This window comes from Stenotrophomonas sp. PS02301 (genome assembly GCF_029959485.1).
In the GTDB taxonomy this organism is placed as follows: Bacteria; Pseudomonadota; Gammaproteobacteria; order Xanthomonadales; family Xanthomonadaceae; genus Stenotrophomonas; species Stenotrophomonas maltophilia_Z.
The window spans coordinates 21649-40487 of record NZ_JASCOO010000032.1; the positions used below are offsets into that span (position 1 = coordinate 21649).

An 18839-nucleotide genomic window follows, 5' to 3' on the forward strand; every position below is an offset into this window, starting at 1 on the left:
GGCGGCGACCGGAATACAGCGCGGCCGTCTTAGGGCGTGAGCACCTGGTGGTGGTCCCGATACCCCTGGTAGCTCAGGCGATAGGACACGGTGATCTGCGAGGTGCCAGCGGGATCGAACGGCAGCGCCATGCGCGCACCCGGATACACGCTGCGTTCCACGGCGTGCTCGGTGCATTGCGTCGCGGCCGTACACGCCCGGATGCTGGTCACGCCCAGGCGGACGTTGCCGACGTTGTGCAGTTCGCCCCCATCAATACGCATGTCCGGTACGGGCTGGGCCGGGATGACGTGGACCAGTGCGCCCCAGACCAGGCTGACGCCGACGTTGGCGACCGGGTTGTCCGGCTCTTGCTCGGCACTCTCTTCGCGCGGCGGCGGGACACCCTCGAAATACACCCGGTACGGCGTTTCCTGCTGGACCGATGCCAACGGAATGACCCGGACCAGCCGGTTGCCGCCCCCGGCGAGCACGAACTTGCCGGGGGTGACCGCCACGCCATCGCGGTGGCCGGGTGCAAGTTCGACCTCGGTTTCTTCTTCGGTGCCCGGATGCTCGAGGCGCAGCACCCGGGTCTGCACGTACTGGGTGCGGCTGGTCTGCGAATGCGCCCGGATCTGCCCGGTATGGCCATCGTGCACCGGCAGGCGCATGGGGTGCACGCTCAGGTTGGCATTTGCGGGCGCGGCCAATGCGGCCGCCGCCAGGAAAAGGAGGGCCTGCAGGCGAGCGATGGGGCTGTTCATTACGGTGTCTCGTTGGGGGGCCATCAGGGCGTGCCCGTGGGAACGTTCAGGACGATGGTCAAATTGCCTTGGTAGTAGCCTTCGGTTTTGGACGAGGCATCCACGCGCGGCACCTCCAGGGTCAGCGGCGTGGGCACGCAGTACACCGGCAGCGACATGCCCGGCAGCACTACCAGGCGCAGCTCCGCACTATCGATGCCATTCAAGGGCTCCAGCCGTCCGTTCTGCATCTGGATCGGCACGCCGGCATGGCGCAGGGTGACGGTGTAATCCAGCCGGTCGCGTTCGTCGCTGCCGATGGCCGCCGCATTCCAGACCGAGAACCGTTCGGGCGGGCGCCCGGGCGCGGGCCGGCCCGTATCGGTGACGCTTATTTCCAGGTACGGGCTTTGTGAGCCGAGGCCGTCGTAAAGGCACATATCCAGATCGCGCCGACCGGACAACGAGGGCGTGCTGACGGGGTTGTACTTCACGTTGAGCCCGACATGCGGGGTGGCCTGGTCGTACTGGGGGAAGTAGATGCTGACGCGGTCGTGGTCGGTGATGGTGAGATCGAAGGTGAAGGTATAGCTTGCCAAGCGCCCGCCCTCTCTCTGCAGCGTGAGCTCAAGCGTGGCGTCCCACCGGCCCGCTACAAGCTTGGCAAACTCGCTCGAAGGAAGCGTGATTTCTGCGCCTGTTCCAACTGGCTTATCGACGACGCACACCGCCGACGTTGACGAGGACAAGGGGTAGCGTGCCGGTTGCCACCAGTCGCGAAAGCAGTTTTGTGTGCGTTCGATGCGAGACAAATGGCCACGTACCGAAAGCTCAACGGTCAAACCACTCCGACGCTCCCGGAAGCGGAGCGGAATCTCACTGCCACTTCCCACCGGCTCGCCCGTGTCCGCCGTGGGGCATCGGCCGTGACTTGGGTCAGAATTGGATCTACAGACCATGTACACGCCGCCGTACCCATCGCCTTCCGCATAGCTGTGCGCAAGGATCGTTCGGGCCGGAAAGAGAATCTGATCCCCTGGCATCACGCTCCGGTCGTAAGTGAGTGCGATGCGCTCATGCTTGTCCGATGGGCTGACTTCCGGCGGGCGCTGCGCTTTTGCCGGCAGTGCTGTGCCAACCAGAATGCTCAGCGCCATGATCCAATCCAGCGCCCTCATGGCTGCGCCCCCGCCACCGAAGGCAGCTGCTCGCCCAGCGCCTGCTCGCGCAGCAACCGCTGCACCCGCGCCTGCTGCTGGATCTTCGACGGTAGCCGGTCAACGGCCAATGGCTGGCAGCGCACCGCGCCCACCATGAACACCACGCTGCGGCGCTCACGTACCTGCAGGGGGCACTCCATCAGGCGGTTTTCCTGCAGCAGATACAGGGTCTTTTCGCGCTGCGGGAAATCGGCGATGAAGCCGCCGTCATTTCCCAGCGAAGGCAACGGCGCGTTGAGGATGCGTGCGCCGTGGAGGGCGACGCCCTCATCGTCGTGGGCGCTGCCGATGAAGGTGTAGGTCAGGTCAAGTTCGATGGGCATCATCCAGAGTTTTCCAGGCGGCAGGAACAGGGACTGGCCACTGCCCTGCCCCTCCACGCGCACGGCGGCGGCAACGTCGTGCGCGCTGACGTCCTGCACTTCGGCACGGGTGAGGGTGTAGCTGCTTAGCGGCAGCAGGCGGCGCTGGCCGAAGCGCAGCGTCTGGCGGCGTGCACCGGCCACGCGTACCTCGGCCGCGTGGCCGTTGAGTTCGATGTCTTCGGGGGTGTCCACCTGCACGGCGACACCCGCCCCGCTGCCGTACTCACTGCCCCAGAACAGCCCGCCCCGGCCCACTGCGAAGGAGGAGGTATGCGTGGCCGTATAGCTCGTTTCGCCCTGGTCGCGGCTGCGGTAGTGCGAGGCAGTGGCGGCGGTGGCGCCGTAATCATCCTGCTGGCGCACGCTGGCGCTGGCACTGTTCTGCCCGTTGCTGCGGCCATTGAACTCGCCGCCCAGCTCGCGGTAACCGGTGCCCCACTCCCAGCGGCGGGTACGGCCGATGCGATAGCCGGCGCGCGGTTGCTCCTCGCGGCCATGCTGCAGGTCCAGCCCAACGCGGTCCTGGCGGGTGGTCATCGGTGTGCGGACCACGCGGGATACGGCCAGGTTGACGTACACACCGTTGTCGCGGCGGGGGCCCTGGCTGGCGCCGGTGTGCTGTGTGAATGCGCCGGTGCGCGTGGCCAGGCTCATGCCCCGCCACTGGAAGCTGCGGCTGTAGTTGGCCTGCAGCGTGCGGGTGAGCTGGCCTTCGCGCTCGTCCGGGCGCCACGGCGCGCCGGGCGGCAGGCCGCCCTCGAACCACGGCAGCAGGTTCTGCTCGCGGCCCAGCGTGTAGGTGGTACGGCGGGTATAGCCGAAATAGAGGTTGCCGCCCGCCAACGGGGTGGACAGCGAGGCACTGAGCGCATCGCTGCAACCCAGCGATTCGGGGTTGATGTAGTTGCCACGGCAGGCCCCACCGCGCATGCGCTGGTGATAGACCGTGCCCGACACACGATGGCGGTACGTTGCCTGCTGCTGCAGGCCGCGGCTGCCGTCATCGCCGCGCAGCATCGCACTGCTGCCGGTGAATTCATGGGTGCCCAACGCCTTGCGGCCCTCCAGGCGGAGCTCGCCGTAGGCGATGTTGTCAACGATGGCCGAGCCCACGGTCATGGCCAGGTTGGGGTGCAGCGGCAGGCGCAGGCCGGCCTGCAGCGCGCCGCGGTGATCGCGCTCATCGTGCGTGATCAGCCGCCCGCCCTGCACGAACCATTGCCTGCTGTCCTCATCCCAGGTGGCACCGGATTTACTGAACGGCGCGTCTTCGGTGCGCACCAGTACGCCATCTTCAAAGATGCGCAGGTTGACCAGATAGCTGCCGGTCGGAAACCGCGTGGTGTCCAGATCATTGATGCCGCTGTCCAGGTAGAAGCTCTGCAGCAGGCGCTGCCCATCGTAGGCATCCACGCGTGCGTTGCGGCTGAGCAGCACGGTCAGCGGGCTGCCCTGCCCGATCACCGCCCGGTCCAGATAGGCTTGGGTGGTACCGAAGCGGACCCCCTCGAAGCGGTCCAGCGGCAGCATGCTGAAAGCGAAATTGCCGCCCTCGGCGCTGGAGAGGTTGCGGCGGTCCATGCGGCCCACCTGCACATAGTGCTTGCGCGCCAGATCATTGCGCAGGTACAGGTCATTGAAGGACAACGTATCGCGGCTGCCACGGCCGCGCTGCTGCTGCCGGTTGTAGCTCCAGTCCACGCCGATGTGTCCGTCGCGGAACACCCCCAGCATGCCGGTGCCCATCGCCGAGAGGCTCATGTAGCCGCTGCCACCACTGATGTTGAACATCTGCTGGTGCAGCAGGGCGTTCTGCGCGGCCTCGTTGGGGCGGTGGTAGCGGTCACGCACCGGGCTTGCCGACGGCAGCCACTGGCGTGCCGGGAAGAGATTCAGTACGCCTTCGTTTTCATCGTGGATCACCCCGATGCTGGTCGGGTCATCGGTGGGCGCCAGGTAGCCGCAGCCACTGTCCGGCGCCACGTTGTCGCAGGCGAGGTGACCATTGCGCGGCAGCGTGGCCGACAGTGCCGGCACGAGTGCGGCCTTGGCCTCCTCACTGAGCTCCAGCGCGGTCAGCACCGGCTCCGGATCCAGCAGGCGCACGCCGTCGGGCGTGACGAACACCGGCCAGACGCCTGCCGAGCGCCCCATCAAACGGACGTCGAGCTGTTCGGTCTGGCCGGCCACAAGGTCCTCGAATCCGGCGGGCACCGGGCGCGCGCCCGCAGCGGCGCAGGCGAGCACGGCAGCCATGGCCATGGCGAGGCGGGAACAGGATAGGTAAGGAGTGTGCATGGCAGGTAGCCCACAGCGCAGCCGCCCGGTCAGGCGGCGGCTGCACTGCACAGGCGTTTGTTACGACTTCTGCACCATGACGAGGCTGACGATGCCTTCATAGCGGCCGGCAACGGCGATCGGGCCTGCGGTGGTCTGCGAGATCGTCAGCGGCAGCACGATCGAGGCGCCCGGATAGTTGGAACCCGGGAACAGCGAGGCGGCAGTGAAATCCACGCCGGCGGCGGTCAGCGCGACCGAGTTCAGATGGACCGACAGCGGCACGGCCGTTGCGGTCGGGCCTGCCATCGTCGGGATGAGGCTGGGTGCCGAACCGAGGCGCACGGTGATGTCCTTGGTGATGTCGTTGGAGAACACGCGCACCTGGTCGGTCCACGGCACCAGGCCGGCAGTGGTGCCGCTACCCGCACGGTAACCCAGTTCGACCACATCGCTCAGCGGGGTACCATCGGCCTTGAGCAGCGCAAGCGTCGGGTCGATATCGGCCCAGACGGTGATGTCGGCCTGTACCGCATGGGCGGACATCGACGCGGTTGCCAGGGCAGCGGCAGCGAACAGCTTGGTGATCAGGTTCATCGGGTTCTTTCCTTGGTGTTGTAGTTGGGGAGGCTGGCCGGGAAACGTGGGGAGCGCTGCGCGCCCTTCCCGACCAGCACCTCACACTAGGCAGCCGCGTTGCGCGGCACCATGCAACAACTTGATAAAATTCCGTTACTTTCGAGAAGGGCGAACCTGTTCGCACTCTGCGCGGCTCAACTTCCGCTGGGCGACAGGCCGATGGACTTGGCATAGAGCATGAGCTCGTAGTCGGATTTCAGATTGAGCCGCTTCATCGCGGTGCCTTTCTGCCGGCTGATGGTGCTGACCGTCCGCCGATGGATGTCGGCGATCTGCTTGATGCTCAGGCCGTGTGCCATCAGCCGCACCACCTCGCTTTCCTTGGCGCTCAGCGCACGCGTGCCGGTGGCGGACGCCTTGAGCCGCTGGGCCAGATCGCCGGAGTAAAAGCGGCCGCCCGCCAGGACCGTGCTGACGGCCTCGGTGAGTACCACCAATGCGCAGGTTTTCTCAAGGATGCCTTCAACCCCCAGCCGCGCCACCGCGCGCAGCACGACAAGATTGCTGAAGGAGGTCACCACGAGCAGGCGCACCCGTGGATGATTGCGGCGGATATCGGCCAGCATCCGAACGCCGTCCGGCCGTTGCCCGAAGGGCATCGAGAGATCGGTGATGACCAGTTCGCAGGGGTGCAGGAGCAGGAGATCCTCCAGCTGCGCGGCGTCGGCCGCCTCACCGACGATCGCCCACTCCGGTACGTGAGCAAGAACCGAGCGGAGACCGGTGCGGACGACGGGATGGTCGTCCGCCAGCAGGATGCGTTTCATGGCAAAGACCTCGTCGTTGGAATCGGTGCGCGCGCATTGATTGCTCACGCCGCGTCCTGCGGCGGTAACTGCGGTGTGGGTCAAGCGGGCGACCTTGTCGCGGGGCGCTCAACGACGCAGCAGGCAGCGCGTTCCCCGAGGACCGGGGACACCTTGAGGATAGGAGAAGTCGCTGCCCGGCCTCTATGACTCGAGTTGCATAATTCGCGTTCTGCAGTGGCTATCACTATTGCCAGCCACGATCAGCGCTACGGTCTGCGCCTGAACGCCCTGCCTCGGGAAGGAGGACGGCGGCTGCCGGTCACCCGCGCAGCGTCGCGCCGCCGTCCACGTAGAGATCGCTCATGGCGATATGCCCGGCCTGGTCGGAGAGCAGGAACATCACCGATTGGGCAATGTCGTCCGGGGTGGCCAGCTTGCGCAGTGGAATGCCGGCCTTGTAAGTCTCCAGCGAGCCGGCGATGACCCGCTCCGCGCCGTGGTCGTCGGCCCACATGCCGGTCTGCATGGGGGTGAGCGTGGAACCCGGGGCGACGATGTTGCAGCGGATGCCCAGCGGTGCCAGTTCCAGCCCCAGGCAGCGGGTGAACATGGTCGCGGCGGCCTTGGAGGCGGCGTAGGGGGCCATGCCGTGGCGCGGGACGCCTGCGGCGTTGGAGCTGACGGTGACGATGGCACCGGCCCGGCGTGGGCTCATTACCCGGGCCAGTGCCCGGCAGACGTGGAAGACGCCATCGGTGTTGACCGCGAAGACCTGCCGCCACTGCGCATCATCGATGCCGGTGACGGTGCCGACCTGCAGTACGCCGGCCACGTTGACGCCGAAGCCGATCGGGCCGATCTCGCGTTCGATCCACTCGACCAGCGCCTCCACCGCGCCGGAATCGGTGACATCCAGTGCGCGGGCGTGGAGGGGCGGCTGCCCTGCCCGCTGCTCGAGCACGGGCGCGGTGATATCGGTGGCGACCACGATGCTGCCGCTGTCACGCAACAAGGTGACCAGGGCCGCGCCGATGCCGCCGCTGGCGCCGGTGACCAGGGCGATGGTGCCGTCGAATCCGGTGAGTTTCATGCCGATGTCCTGAGTGCGTCGTGCCGCTGAAGGTGCGCATCGAGCCACGGCGCGATCTGCGCCACGGCATCGCGCCCGGTGAGCTCGGCGTGCAGATAAGGGAGTTCAATCGCCTCCACCTGCGCTGCATGGGCCTGCCACAGGGCCGACTGCAACTGCGGGCGGTTGAGGTGGTCGCGGCCGGCCCGGACGTGCAGCAGCGGACCCTCGTAGTGCGTGTGGTGATGGGCGCGGATCAGGCGGTTGGTGCCGGTGACCGCCCGGACCACGCCATCGAGGACGACATCCGGCAGGTTGCCCAGCGCACTGTCGCCGCGGCGCAGGAAGGCCAGGATGCGCGCGCGGGTGTCCAGCTCGGGGTGTGCATCCGGATCGTGGCCGGCGATGGCGAGCAAGGCGCGCAGCGCGGCGATCGGGTCCGGCTCGGGCTCGGCCCGCCAGCACTCGCTGGGGTACGCATCGAGCAGCGCCAGCACGCCCACCTCATGGCCGAGGCCGCGCAGGTGCACCGCCATCGCCTGGGCGAGGATGCCGCCGACCGACCAGCCCAGCAGATGGACCGGGCCGGGCCGACCCAACGCGAGAATGCGCGCTGCATAGTCCGCGGCCAAGGCCTCGATGCTGGTGGGCAGCGGCGGGTCGGGATCGAGCACGGGCGACTGCAGGCCCTGCACCTCGCGCGTGGGAGACAGCGCCCGGGCCAGGTCACGATAGTTCCAGGCGATGCCGCCTGCGGGATGGATCACAAACAGCGGCGCAAGCGCGGCATCGCCCCTGGCCAGCCGGATCATCGGCGCGAGGCCATGATCGGCAGCAGCCGGCGGCGCATCGATCCGTGCCGCGAGCCCGGCCACGGTCGGGGTGGCGAACACCGCGCCCAGGCCGAGGTCGCAGCGCCACTGCTGCTGGATGGCCAGCAACAGGTGCACGGCACTGAGCGAGTCACCGCCCAACGCGAAGAAATCGGCGTCGGCGCTCACCGCCGCGCTCAGCGAGAGGGTCTGTGCGAACAGCGTGGCCAACGCCTGCTCAGTTGCAGTGACCGGCGCCACGCCCGTGGAGACTGCCTGGGTGGGCGCCGGCAACGCGGCGCGATCCAGCTTGCCGTTGGCGGTGACCGGCCAGCGTTCCACTGCGACGAAGGCGCTGGGCACCATGTAGTCCGGCAGGCGCGCGCCCAGATGGGTACGCAGCGTTTCCTGCTCCGGGCCACCGGCATTGAGGTAGGCCACCAGCCGCGCCTCGCCCGGGCGGTCCTCACGCAGCAGCACTTCGGCGCGGGTGACGCCGGGTGCAGAGCGCAGTGCGGCATCGATCTCGCCGAGTTCGATGCGCAGGCCGCGTAGCTTGATCTGGTAGTCATTGCGGCCGAGGTACTCCACGGCCCCATCCTCGCGCCAGCGCGCTATATCGCCGGTGCGGTACAGGCGCCCCCCGGGCACGAACGGATCGGCCAGGAAGCGCTCGGCGGTGAGGTCGTCGCGGCCCAGATAGCCACGTGCCAGCTGCACGCCGCCGAGATACAGATCACCGGCCACGCCGGGCGGCAGCGGCTGCATCCGGGCATCGAGCACATACAGGCGGGTATTCCAGACCGGATGGCCGATCGGCACCGGCGCGGAGGTGTCGTCGCGGCTGGCCGGCCAGAAGCTGACATCCACGGCCGCCTCGGTGGGGCCATAGAGATTGTGCAGCTCGGCGTGGACGGTGGCATGGAAGCGGTCACGCAACGCGGCATCGAGTGCTTCGCCACTGGTGAACACGCGTCGCAGTTGCAGCCCACGTGCGGCCGGGGCCGCCAGGAACGCGGCCAGCATGGCCGGCACGAAATGCAGGGTGGTGATGACGTGCTCGCGAATCAATGCGGCCAGCGCCAGGGGATCGCGATGCGCCTCGGGCGGTGCCACCACCAGCGTCGCCCCGCTGATCAGCGGCAGGAAGAACTCCCAGACCGAGACATCGAAGGTGGCCGGGGTCTTCTGCAGGATGCGGTCGTCCGGTTGGAAGGCATAGTGCTCGCGCATCCACTCCAGGCGGTTGACGATGGCGCGGTGCTCGATCAACACGCCCTTGGGCTCGCCGGTGGAGCCGGAGGTATAGATGACGTAGGCCGCGTCTGCGGGCGCCGGTGCCGTGCCGAGTGCCGCGTCGCTGGCGTGCTGCCATTGCGAGGGGGGGAGCACGGCGGTGCCCGGGAAGCGGACGCGGTCCTGCTCCAGGGCCAGGACGCACGCCGGTTCGGCCGAGCGCAGGATCCGAGCGAGGCGCTCGTCCGGGTGGGCCAGATCCACCGGGAGGTAAGCACCCCCGGCCCGCAGCACCGCGACCAGGGCGATGATCAGCTCCAGCGAGCGCGGCAGCGCGACCACCACCCTCGCCTCGCGGCCGACGCCTTGCGCCTGCAGCTGCAGCGCCAAGGCACGGCTGCGCTGCTCCAGCGCAGCGTAGGTGAGCTGCTGCGTGCCGAAGACCACGGCGACGGCCTCGGGCGTTCGGTGCATGCGCGCGGTGATCAGTGCGGCGAGGCTGACCTCGGGCACGGGGTGCGCGGTGGCGTTGATGTCATATAGATAGCGCTGCGCTTCTTCTGGCGTGCACAGCGGCACCGAAGCGATGTCGCCCCCAGCGGCCTGCACCTGCAGCGCGGCCGACACGAAATGCAGCAGCCGTGCGGCGTGCGCCTGCACCTGCGCGGCGGTATACAGCGCAGGATTGGCCTCGATCTCCAGATCGAGCACGGCGCTGCCGTCGCCACGGAAGCCAAGCGTCACATCATCGACGGGACCGGTGGAGAGCACCTCCAGCGTGGCATGGACGCCGGCCAGCTGCAGCGGCCGATAGAACGGCTGCACGTTGACCAGCGGGCCATGCAGGCGGCGCTGGCCACCGATCAAGCCCAGGTCACGCCGCAGCTGCTCACCGCGATAGCGCCCGTGGCGGCGGCCGCGCATCAGGCGCAGGGCGACATCGCGCACGAAGGTATCGACGCCGCCTTCCCCGGCCGTGACCCGCAGCGGCAACACGTTCATCACCATCGCCGGCACACGGGCGGAGACGCTGCCGAGCCGGCCCATGAACGGCACGCCGATGATGGCCTCGGCTTCGCCACTGATCCGGCGGCAGTATTCTGCGCCGAGCGCGGTCAACAGGTCCGGCCAGGGCTGGCCGATCGCGGCGGCGGCAGAGTGGAGGCGCTCGCGCAGGGCCGGCGCCATCGGCTGTACGTGGCGCAGTGCATCCGGTGCGGCGGCAGCAAGCCCGGCCTGCAGACCGGTGGCGGCCGGCGCATCGGCCAGGAGCTCGCGCCAGTAGGTGGCATCGCGCGTGCGGCGCTCGCTGGCACGGTACGCGGTGTCTTCCTCCAACGCGGGGGCCAGTGGCGCCAATGCGGCGTGTGATGCGTTGCCTGCATACAGCGCGCAGACCCGCTCGGTGAGCAGGCCCATGCCATAGCCATCGGTGGCGAGGTGGTGCACGCGCAGATACCAGACGCTGCGTGCCGGGCCCAGCAGGAACAGACGCTGCTGGCTGAGCCGGTCGCGGGCCGGATCGACCGGGTTGAGGCGGTCGCGCTGCATCGCCTCGCGCGCCGCCGCGGCCGGGTCCGGCTGATCGGACAGATCCATCACCTGCAGCGACGGCGTGTGCTGTGGATCGACCCACTGCACGGGCAAGCCCTCTGCGCTCTCGACCATGCGCAGCGCCAGTGCCTCGGCTTCCTGCGCGGCCTGATCGGCGGCGCGCACGAAGGCCGCGACGTCCAGCGCCCCTTCGATCCATACCGCATGGGCGGTGTTGAAGGCCGGGTTGTCCGGCGCCAGGCGCTGCGCGTACCACAGGCCAGCCTGCGCCTCGCTCAGCCCGCGAACGATAGGCTCGGCCGCACCGGGTACCGCACGGGCCTTCATGCGCTGGCCGCCGCCTGTGCCTGCAGGCGCTGCACCACCGTCCACCAGCCGCCGAGCGTGGCGTGCTCGGCCAGGTGGCTGAACTCCAGCGCGATGCCGGTGTTGCCCCAGGCCAACACCAGCCCCAGTACACGCATCGAATCCAGGCCGAGGTCCATCAGGTTCTCCTCGGTGCTGATGTCCTCGGGCGCTTCGCCGAGCATCTCGGCGATATCGGCGCGCATGCGCGCCAGGGTGAGTGCGGTCATGCGAGGGTCTCCAGCAGGTGATCGGTGGTCATCGGCACGCCACAGGTACGGGCGATCCAGTGCAGGGCGAGGTCATGATCGGCGCGCGAGAAATCGGCCACGGCATCGGCGGCGATGAAGCTCTCGATGTCGCGCTGGAAGCCCTCGGCGACGGTGGCGGTGCAGCCGATGTGCGCGTACACGCCGGTGACCAGCAGCTGATCGCGGCCTCGCGCACGCATCATCGTCTCCAGATTGCTGCGCTGGAACGCGCTGTAGCGGTGCTTGACCAGCACGTGATCGCCCGGCGCCGGGGCCACGGCCTCGACGATGGCTTCGTGCTCTTCGGTGGCGGACATGCCCGGGCCCCACAGATCGGCCTGCAGGCCCCGGTCGCGGCGATCCTGGTTGCCCCGCTGGGCGGTGTAGAACACCGGGATGCCACGGGCGCGGCAATGCGCGAGCAGGCGGGCGATGTTGGCCACGGCCGGTGCCAGCGGCGCGGCATCCGGCGCGAACGCGGCCAGGAAGTAACGCTGCATGTCATGCACCAGTAGCGCCAGGCGCTCGCTCTGCGGCTGCCACGCGCCGCGCGGGGCGGGCAGTTCGGCCTGGGTCGGCAGGGGGTACGATTGGATCTTGGGCAGCGCCATCAGCGCGTTTCTCCTGTCTGTTGCATGAAACGTTCGCGCAGCTGGGCACGCAGCTCGCGGCGGCTGATCTTGCCGACCGCGGTGGTGCCGAAGGCATCGACGAACACGATCTGGTCCGGCACTTTGAACGCCGCCAGGCCACGGCCGCGCACCCACGCCTTGAGGCTGGCGGCCTTGGTCGGCTCGCCCTGGGCAATGATGAAGGCGCAGCTGCGTTCACCAAGGTAGGCATCGGGAATGGAGACCACCGCCGCATCGAACACGCTCGGGTGCGCCAGCAGATGGTCTTCGATCTCTTCGGCGGAGATCTTCTCACCGGCGCGGTTGATGTGATCGGTGGCCCTGCCCTGCACCACCAGATAGCCGCCCGGCAGGCGCTGCACCCTGTCGCCGGTGCGGTAGAAGCCGTCCTCGGTGAAGGCGCGTGCGTTGGCGGCGGGATCGTTGTGATAGCTGCGGATGGTGTACGGGCCGCGGGTAAGCAGATGGCCGGTCTCACCGTCGGCAACCGGGTTGCCGTGGTCGTCGACCACCAGCACCTCGTCGTCTTCGCTGATCGGGCGGCCCTGGGTGGAAACGGTGATCTCCTCGCTGTCGTGCAGGCGGGTGTAGTTGACCAGGCCCTCGGCCATGCCGAACACCTGCTGCAGGGTGCAGCCCAGCCCGGCGATCACCCGGCGCGCGGCCTCCGGCACCAGCTTGGCGCCGCCGACCTGCACCACCTGCAGGCTGGAGAGATCGTGCGTGGTCGTGGCGGCCGCCTGCGCCCACAGCAGCGCCAGCGGCGGCACCAGGCCGACACAGGTCACCCGCTCGCGCGCGATCAGGCCGAACGCGGTCTCCGGGCCCGCGCCCGGGCTCAGCACCACACGGCCACCAGCGTACAGCGTGCCGAAGAACCCCGGCGAGCTCATCGGGAAGTTGTGCGCAGCCGGCAGCGCCACGAGATAGACGCTGTCCTGGGTGATGCCGCAGATCGCGTTGCTGGCGCGGAAGGAATACAGGTAGTCGTCGTGCGTGCGCGGGATCAGCTTGGACAGGCCGGTGCTGCCCCCGGAGATCTGCAGGAACGCGACCGCTTGCGGGTCGGGATCGAGCGGCAGCTGTTCAAGATCGCCCGCCAGCACCTCCAGCGCGGTGAACCCGGCCGCGTCACCGGCGATGATGACGTGCTGCACCTCGGGTACCTGCGCCTGCAGTTCGCGCGCAAGGGTGCGGTAATCGAACCCCTCGTAGCTGGAGGCAGCGATATAGGCATTGGCCTCGGCCTTGCGCGCGAAGTGCGCAACCTCGGTGATGCGGTGCGCGGGCAGTGCATACACGGGGATCAAACCAGCGCGGAACAACCCGCAGACCACGGTCACGAATTCCGGCACGTTGCCGAGCTGCACCACCACCCGGTCACCCGGGATCAAGCCCTGCGCGAGCAGGCCGGCGCCGATGCGGCCGGCCTCCTGCCACAGCTGGGCATAGGTGAGGCGCGTATCGCCGCCGACCACCGCGATATCGCCGGCGAAGCGCTCGGCGCGTTCGCGCAGGAAGCCCGGAAAGGTCTCGCCGCGCCAATGGCCGGCCGCACGATAGCGCGCGGCCAGGGCCGGCGGCCAGACCTGGCGCAGCGGCACCCGGGCGGAAGAGAAGGATGCGTTCATGGACAGCTCCCGCACATCAGAAAGGACGAACGTCATGGACGCCGAGCGCGGTCAGCAGGGCCATGAACTTGGCAGCCGTTTCGGCCACCTCGAGATCGGGTTGGGACTCGGCGACGATGCCGGCCCCGGCATACAGGCGCACTTCGGTGCCCTGCACGCGTGCGCAGCGGATCGCCACATACCAGTCGCCATCGCCCTGCGCATCGGTCCAGCCGACGGCGCCGGCATAGAAGCCCCGTGCGACCGGTTCAGCCTGACGGATCAGTTCAAGTGCCGGCTGGCGCGGCGTGCCGCACACCGCCGGGGTGGGATGCAGCAGCGCGACCAGGGCGGCCGAGGACACCGAAGGATCCTTCAGCGTGCCGTGGATGCGGGTACCGAGATGCCACATGGTGGCGGTGGCGTGCAGTGTCGGCCGCGGCTGTGCCTCGACGTGATGGCACAGCGGTGCCAACGCGGCCACGATGGCCTCGACCACATGGCGATGCTCGTCGTGATCCTTGGCCGAGGCCAGCAGCGTCTCCGCGGCGCGTGCATCCTCGGCCGGATCGGCCGAACGACGGGCCGAGCCGGCCAGCGGATGCGAGAGCACACGGTCACCGCGCCTGGAGACCAGCAGCTCCGGGGTGGCGCCGACCAGCCAGGCCGCGTCGTTCGTGCCTGCTGCGGGCACCGGGACGACGTAGGTCGCCACGCTGGGGTCTTTGCCCAGGCGTGCGGCCAGCACGCGCGGATGCAGCGGCTGCGCGGTGGTGACCCGCAGGCTGCGCGCGAGCACGACTTTCTCCAATGGGCCGTCGGTGCGCTGCAGTTCCGTGACGGCGGCCGCCACCGCCTGCGCATACGCATCGGCAGACGGTTCGGCGAGCACATCGCCAACGAGGGTCGGCGTTTCCACGCGGACCACGGTGGGCTGGCCAGACACCTGATCCGGCTGGTAGAGCGCATCGCCCTGCTCGGGATCGAACGGTACCGCCCCCACCAGCAGGCGCGGGCCGGAGCGCGGCGCGGCGAAGAACGCGGCAACGCGCCCGGCCAAGGTGGCGGTGGCACCGGACGGCAGCCGCGCACGCACACCGTGCGCTTCCATCGCCTGCTGCGGGCTGCGCAGCAGGAAGTACGGGGCGTCGGCCGCATCAGCGGTGGCGGTGTCGGTCATCTCATCGGCCACGCCGCTGGCGAGCATCTCGTTCATGCCGCACCCCGCGCACGATGCAGGGCGGCAGAGCCCGCCAGGATCAGCAGCACCACGCCCACCAGCAGGTACGGCGCGCTCGGCGACCACCGATACAACAGTGTGCCGATCATCGGCCCGACCACCATGCCCATGCCCTGCACCGACGCTACCGTACCTGCCGCAGCGCCCTGCTCATGCGCCTCCACCGAATCGGCCGCCAGCGCCTGGAAATTGGGGAACACGAACCCCATGCCGAACGCGGCGATCGCATAACTGGCCAGCAGCTGCCACGGCACACTGACCAGCGCGACCGACGCAAAGCCCAGTCCGGAGATCAGCGCCCCGACCAGGATCCAGCGCGTCGGGCGGATGTCCTTGAGCTTCATCACCAGACCCTGCGCGCAGATCAGGCCGACACCGACGGCGGTCAGGGCCAGCCCGGCCATGCGTGCGCCGTCTGCCGGGGAGAGCTGCAGCCGATCAATCGCGAAGAAGCCGACCGTCACCTGCGCGACGGTGACCGAGATCATCGCGGCGAACACCGCCAGCAATGGCAGGCGCAGGCGCGCATCGCCCAGGCCGAGCGTTGGTTTCGGGCCGGTGTGCGTCGGCGCGACGGGCGGCGTATTCGGCAGGCGCCACCAGATCATCAGCAGCGACAACAACGGCAACAACGCGGCCACATACAGGGTAAGCGAGAGATTCTGGTAGGCGATCCAACCGGCGGCGGCCGGGCCCAGCACCATGCCCAGCGCATTGGCGGTGCCAAGCTTGGCCATCACGCTGCCGCGCTGCCCCGGGGCGGCCTGGTCGGCGATGATGGCCGCGGCGGTCGGCGGCACGGCGGCGTAGAACAGCCCGACCAGGGCACGCGTGCCGACCAGGACCAGCACGGAGAGCCAGATCGCTGGCGGTGAGGTCAGCGCCACATCCACGAACACCGCCAGCGCCACGTAGATCACCGCGTAGGCTGCCAATGCGATCAGCAGCACGCGCTTGCGCCCGATGCGATCACTGAGTGCACCCCAGCGGCGCGCCGACAGCATCCACAACACACCGGCCGCGGTGACCGACAGGCCGGCATGCCACTCGGCCAGGCCCAACACCCGCACCACCGGGCCGATCACGGATACGAACGCCATCATCGCCATGGTGCCGAGCAACGCGGCGGAAACGAGGGCGGGCAAACCGGAAACGACAGGACGTGAAGACATTGAACACCACAGCCAATAAGAAGTTGAACCACGCGGTGCGCCGACGCGCGCGCGGTTCTGCCATCCGGTTGCGAACGCATCACCGCCCTGTGATTCATCAAATGATAACGGCTCGCATTTGCGTTTGATAGTGCAATCTGTATGGGGTGTTCATGTGCGCAGCCCCCCCCACCCCTGCGACAAAAAGACACTACATATACGGTTGACGAGCTCACACCACCCCACTATGTTGTGTCCATCGGCTCCCCGCTTCCGCCAGGCCCGGTGCACCGTTGCAACGCCGCGTTGCTGTTGAACGCCCCGTTGCGCCCACCTGACCGGCGCCTGGAAGCATGGCCCGTCGCCACCGATGTGAGCCTGCGGCGACGTATTCCTGCACACGCAGGGCCTGCCCACCAATCACGCCCTCTGTCCGGCTGCCGCACGGCTCTGCCGCGCCGCCTGCTGGGCTCTGCGCCATGCATGGAGAACGCATGAACACCGACGACACCGTCGCTTCGACCCTCACCCCGCCCACGGACACCCCCGTTGATGCGGCCACCTGCAGTGAGACGCTGTGGATCACCAAGGAGGGCGGCAACCGACGCATGCCGTTCGACCAGGCGCGGCTGGAGCGCACCGTGCACAGCGTGCATGGCGAGTTCGCGCAGCTGGACGTGGCCGATTACCTGCGCAGCGTGCTGGGGCAGATCGCACGCCGCCAGCAGCTCAGCGCCGATGAAATGGTGGACCTGCTGATCCGCGAGGCGGAATCGCGCATCGACCTGACCGCGCCGGACTGGGAGCACTTCGCCGCCCGCCTCTATCTGCGCCGCCTGTACAAGCGCGCCAGCAAGAACCGTTTCTACGATGCCACGCTGAAGTACGGCTCGTATGTGGGCCTGCAGGAAAGCCTGGCGGACCGCAACGTGTATTCGATCGACATCCTCAAGGCCTATTCCAAGGACGAACTGGAGGAAGCCGGGCAGATGATCGAGCCCGAGCGCGACACCTTGTTCGCCTACAACGGCCTGTACCTGCTGGCCACCCGCTACCTCGCCACCGATCACTCGCGCGCCGTCTACGAGCTGCCGCAGGAGCGCTGGCTGACCATCGCGCTGTACCTGATGCAGCACGAACACGAGCACGGCGAGCGCTCACGGCGGCGGCGCATGCTGCTGGTGCGTGAGGCCTACTGGGCGCTGTCCAACCTGTACATGACGGTGGCGACGCCGACGCTTGCCAATGCCGGCAAAGTGGGCGGCCAGCTGTCGTCGTGCTTCATCGACACGGTGGACGACAGCCTGCAGGGCATCTACGACTCCAACACCGACGTGGCGCGGGTCTCCAAGCACGGCGGCGGCGTGGGCGCCTATCTGGGCTATGTCCGCTCGGCGGGTTCCTCGATCCGCGGCGTGGCCAATTCCTCCGGCGGTGTAGTGCCGTGGATCAAGCAGCTCAACAACACCGCGGTGAGCGTAGATCAGCTGGGCCAGCGCAAGGGTGCGATCGCGGTGTACCTGGATGTCTGGCACCGCGACATCGAAGCCTTCCTCGATCTGCGCCTGAACAACGGCGACCAGCGCCTGCGCGCGCACGATGTGTTCACCTCGGTGTGCCTGCCGGACCTGTTCATGGAAGCGGTGGAGCGGCGCGGCGACTGGTACCTGTTCGACCCGTATGAGGTGAAGCGGATCAAGGGCTGGTACCTGCAGGACTTCCACGATGAGCAACGCGGCCAGGGCAGCTTCCGCGCGAAGTACGAGGAGGTCGTGGCCGACGAGCGCATCAGCCGGCGCACGATCAAGGCCATCGAGCTGTTCAAGCGGATCATGGTCAGCCAGCTGGAGACCGGCAATCCCTTCATGTTCTACCGGGACGAAGTGAACCGGATGAACCCGAACAAGCATGCCGGCAGCATCTACTCCAGCAACCTGTGCACGGAGATCCTGCAGAACATGAGCCCCACCCGCATGATCCAGGAGATGATCAGCGGCGACCAGATCGTGACGACCAAACAGGCCGGCGATTTCGTGGTGTGCAACCTGTCTTCGATCAACCTGGGCCGCGCGGTGACGGCCGCCCCGGACCTGCTGAGCAGCGATGTACTTGAGCGGCTGGTGCCGATCCAGGTGCGGATGCTGGACAACGTGATCGACCTCAACCAGCTGCCGGTGCCGCAGGCGACCATCACCAACCGCAAGTACCGCGCGATCGGGCTGGGCACGTTCGGCTGGCATCACCTGCTGGCCCTGCAGCAGATCGAATGGAACGGAGCCCAAGCCGAGGACTACGCCGACAGCCTCTACGAGCGCATCAACTACCTGACCATCCAGGCCAGCATGACCCTGGCCAAGGAAAAGGGGCGCTACAGCGCGTTCGTCGGCAGTGAGTGGCAGAACGGCGAGTACTTCCGCGCCCGTGGCTATGACAGCCCGGCCTGGCGGGAACTGGCGGCGCAGGTGGGCGTCAACGGGCTGCGCAACGGCTGGCTGATGGCGGTGGCACCGAACATGAGCACCGCCCAGATCGCCGGCTCCACGGCCTCGATCGATCCGGTGTACGGCGCGTTCTACTACGAAGAAAAGAAGGATTTCCGCCGCCCGGTCGCCGCACCGGGGCTGTCGCTGGAGACCTACCCGTACTACGAGAAAGGCGCCTACCGGGTGGACCAGTTCGCCAGCATCCGCCAGAACGCCCGCCGCCAGCGCCACGTGGACCAGTCGATCAGCTTCAACCTGTATGTGCCGAGCACCATCCGCGCCAGCACCCTGCTCGCGCTGCACATGAGTGCCTGGCGCGAAGGGCTGAAGACGACCTACTACGTGCGCTCGAACGACATCGATATTTCTGAGTGCGAATGGTGCAGCAGCTGACGTACGTCAGCCCGGTAGCTGACGACCGTTGGTCGTCAGCGCACTGACCGGTAGTGGCCGCCGCGGGGCGGCCCCCCCCCCCCACGCC

Annotated in this window: 13 protein-coding genes; 1 reads left to right on the forward strand and 12 read right to left on the reverse strand. The window is 68.2% G+C overall.

Translation table 11 applies throughout. The features are described 5' to 3' along the window. Nucleotides 1-29: 29 nt before the first annotated feature. From QMX81_RS10155 to QMX81_RS10210, 12 genes are all read right to left on the reverse strand, one after another. A complete protein-coding gene (locus QMX81_RS10155) occupies nucleotides 30-746 on the reverse strand; it encodes a pilus assembly protein (RefSeq protein WP_259259935.1) in 717 nt (238 codons plus the stop codon). A 23-nt stretch (nucleotides 747-769) separates the two neighbouring features. Continuing rightward, nucleotides 770-1882, reverse strand: a complete 1113-nt coding sequence (locus QMX81_RS10160) for a CfaE/CblD family pilus tip adhesin (protein ID WP_282261135.1) — start codon at nucleotides 1880-1882, stop codon at nucleotides 770-772. A gap of 17 nt (nucleotides 1883-1899) precedes the next feature. Next, nucleotides 1900-4566: a TcfC E-set like domain-containing protein gene (locus tag QMX81_RS10165; RefSeq protein WP_282261137.1), complete on the reverse strand. Its 2667-nt coding sequence runs from the start codon at nucleotides 4564-4566 to the stop codon at nucleotides 1900-1902. A 102-nt stretch (nucleotides 4567-4668) separates the two neighbouring features. Next, a complete protein-coding gene (locus QMX81_RS10170; RefSeq protein WP_259259932.1) occupies nucleotides 4669-5184 on the reverse strand; it encodes a fimbrial protein in 516 nt (171 codons plus the stop codon). Nucleotides 5185-5360: 176 nt separating this feature from the next. Further along, nucleotides 5361-6077, reverse strand: coding sequence for a response regulator transcription factor (locus tag QMX81_RS10175; RefSeq protein WP_282261138.1), 717 nt, complete (start codon nucleotides 6075-6077; stop codon nucleotides 5361-5363). A 217-nt stretch (nucleotides 6078-6294) separates the two neighbouring features. Beyond that, on the reverse strand, nucleotides 6295-7065 hold the full coding sequence (locus QMX81_RS10180; RefSeq protein ID WP_282261140.1) for a 2,3-dihydro-2,3-dihydroxybenzoate dehydrogenase: 771 nt from the start codon (nucleotides 7063-7065) through the stop codon (nucleotides 6295-6297). Then, nucleotides 7062-10973, reverse strand: a complete 3912-nt coding sequence (locus QMX81_RS10185) for an amino acid adenylation domain-containing protein (RefSeq protein ID WP_282261141.1) — start codon at nucleotides 10971-10973, stop codon at nucleotides 7062-7064. The genes QMX81_RS10180 and QMX81_RS10185 overlap by 4 nt, the downstream gene beginning before the upstream one ends. Then, nucleotides 10970-11221, reverse strand: a complete 252-nt coding sequence (locus tag QMX81_RS10190) for a phosphopantetheine-binding protein (protein WP_282261143.1) — start codon at nucleotides 11219-11221, stop codon at nucleotides 10970-10972. Before QMX81_RS10190 ends, QMX81_RS10185 begins: the two co-directional genes overlap by 4 nt. Then, nucleotides 11218-11853, reverse strand: a complete 636-nt coding sequence (locus QMX81_RS10195) for an isochorismatase family protein (RefSeq protein ID WP_282261144.1) — start codon at nucleotides 11851-11853, stop codon at nucleotides 11218-11220. The genes QMX81_RS10190 and QMX81_RS10195 overlap by 4 nt, the downstream gene beginning before the upstream one ends. Next, complete coding sequence (locus QMX81_RS10200) at nucleotides 11853-13505, reverse strand: AMP-binding protein (RefSeq protein ID WP_282261146.1); 1653 nt, start codon at nucleotides 13503-13505, stop codon at nucleotides 11853-11855. Before QMX81_RS10200 ends, QMX81_RS10195 begins: the two co-directional genes overlap by 1 nt. A 16-nt stretch (nucleotides 13506-13521) precedes the next feature. Then, nucleotides 13522-14700, reverse strand: a complete 1179-nt coding sequence (locus tag QMX81_RS10205; protein ID WP_282261148.1) for an isochorismate synthase — start codon at nucleotides 14698-14700, stop codon at nucleotides 13522-13524. Beyond that, complete coding sequence (locus QMX81_RS10210) at nucleotides 14697-15896, reverse strand: MFS transporter (RefSeq protein ID WP_282261150.1); 1200 nt, start codon at nucleotides 15894-15896, stop codon at nucleotides 14697-14699. The genes QMX81_RS10205 and QMX81_RS10210 overlap by 4 nt, the downstream gene beginning before the upstream one ends. 458 nt (nucleotides 15897-16354) lie before the next feature. Between QMX81_RS10210 and QMX81_RS10215 the strand changes: the two genes are divergently transcribed. Further along, entirely contained in the window at nucleotides 16355-18751 is a 2397-nt protein-coding gene (locus QMX81_RS10215) for a ribonucleoside-diphosphate reductase subunit alpha (RefSeq protein ID WP_282261152.1), read from the forward strand. The last annotated feature ends 88 nt before the right edge of the window (nucleotides 18752-18839 follow it).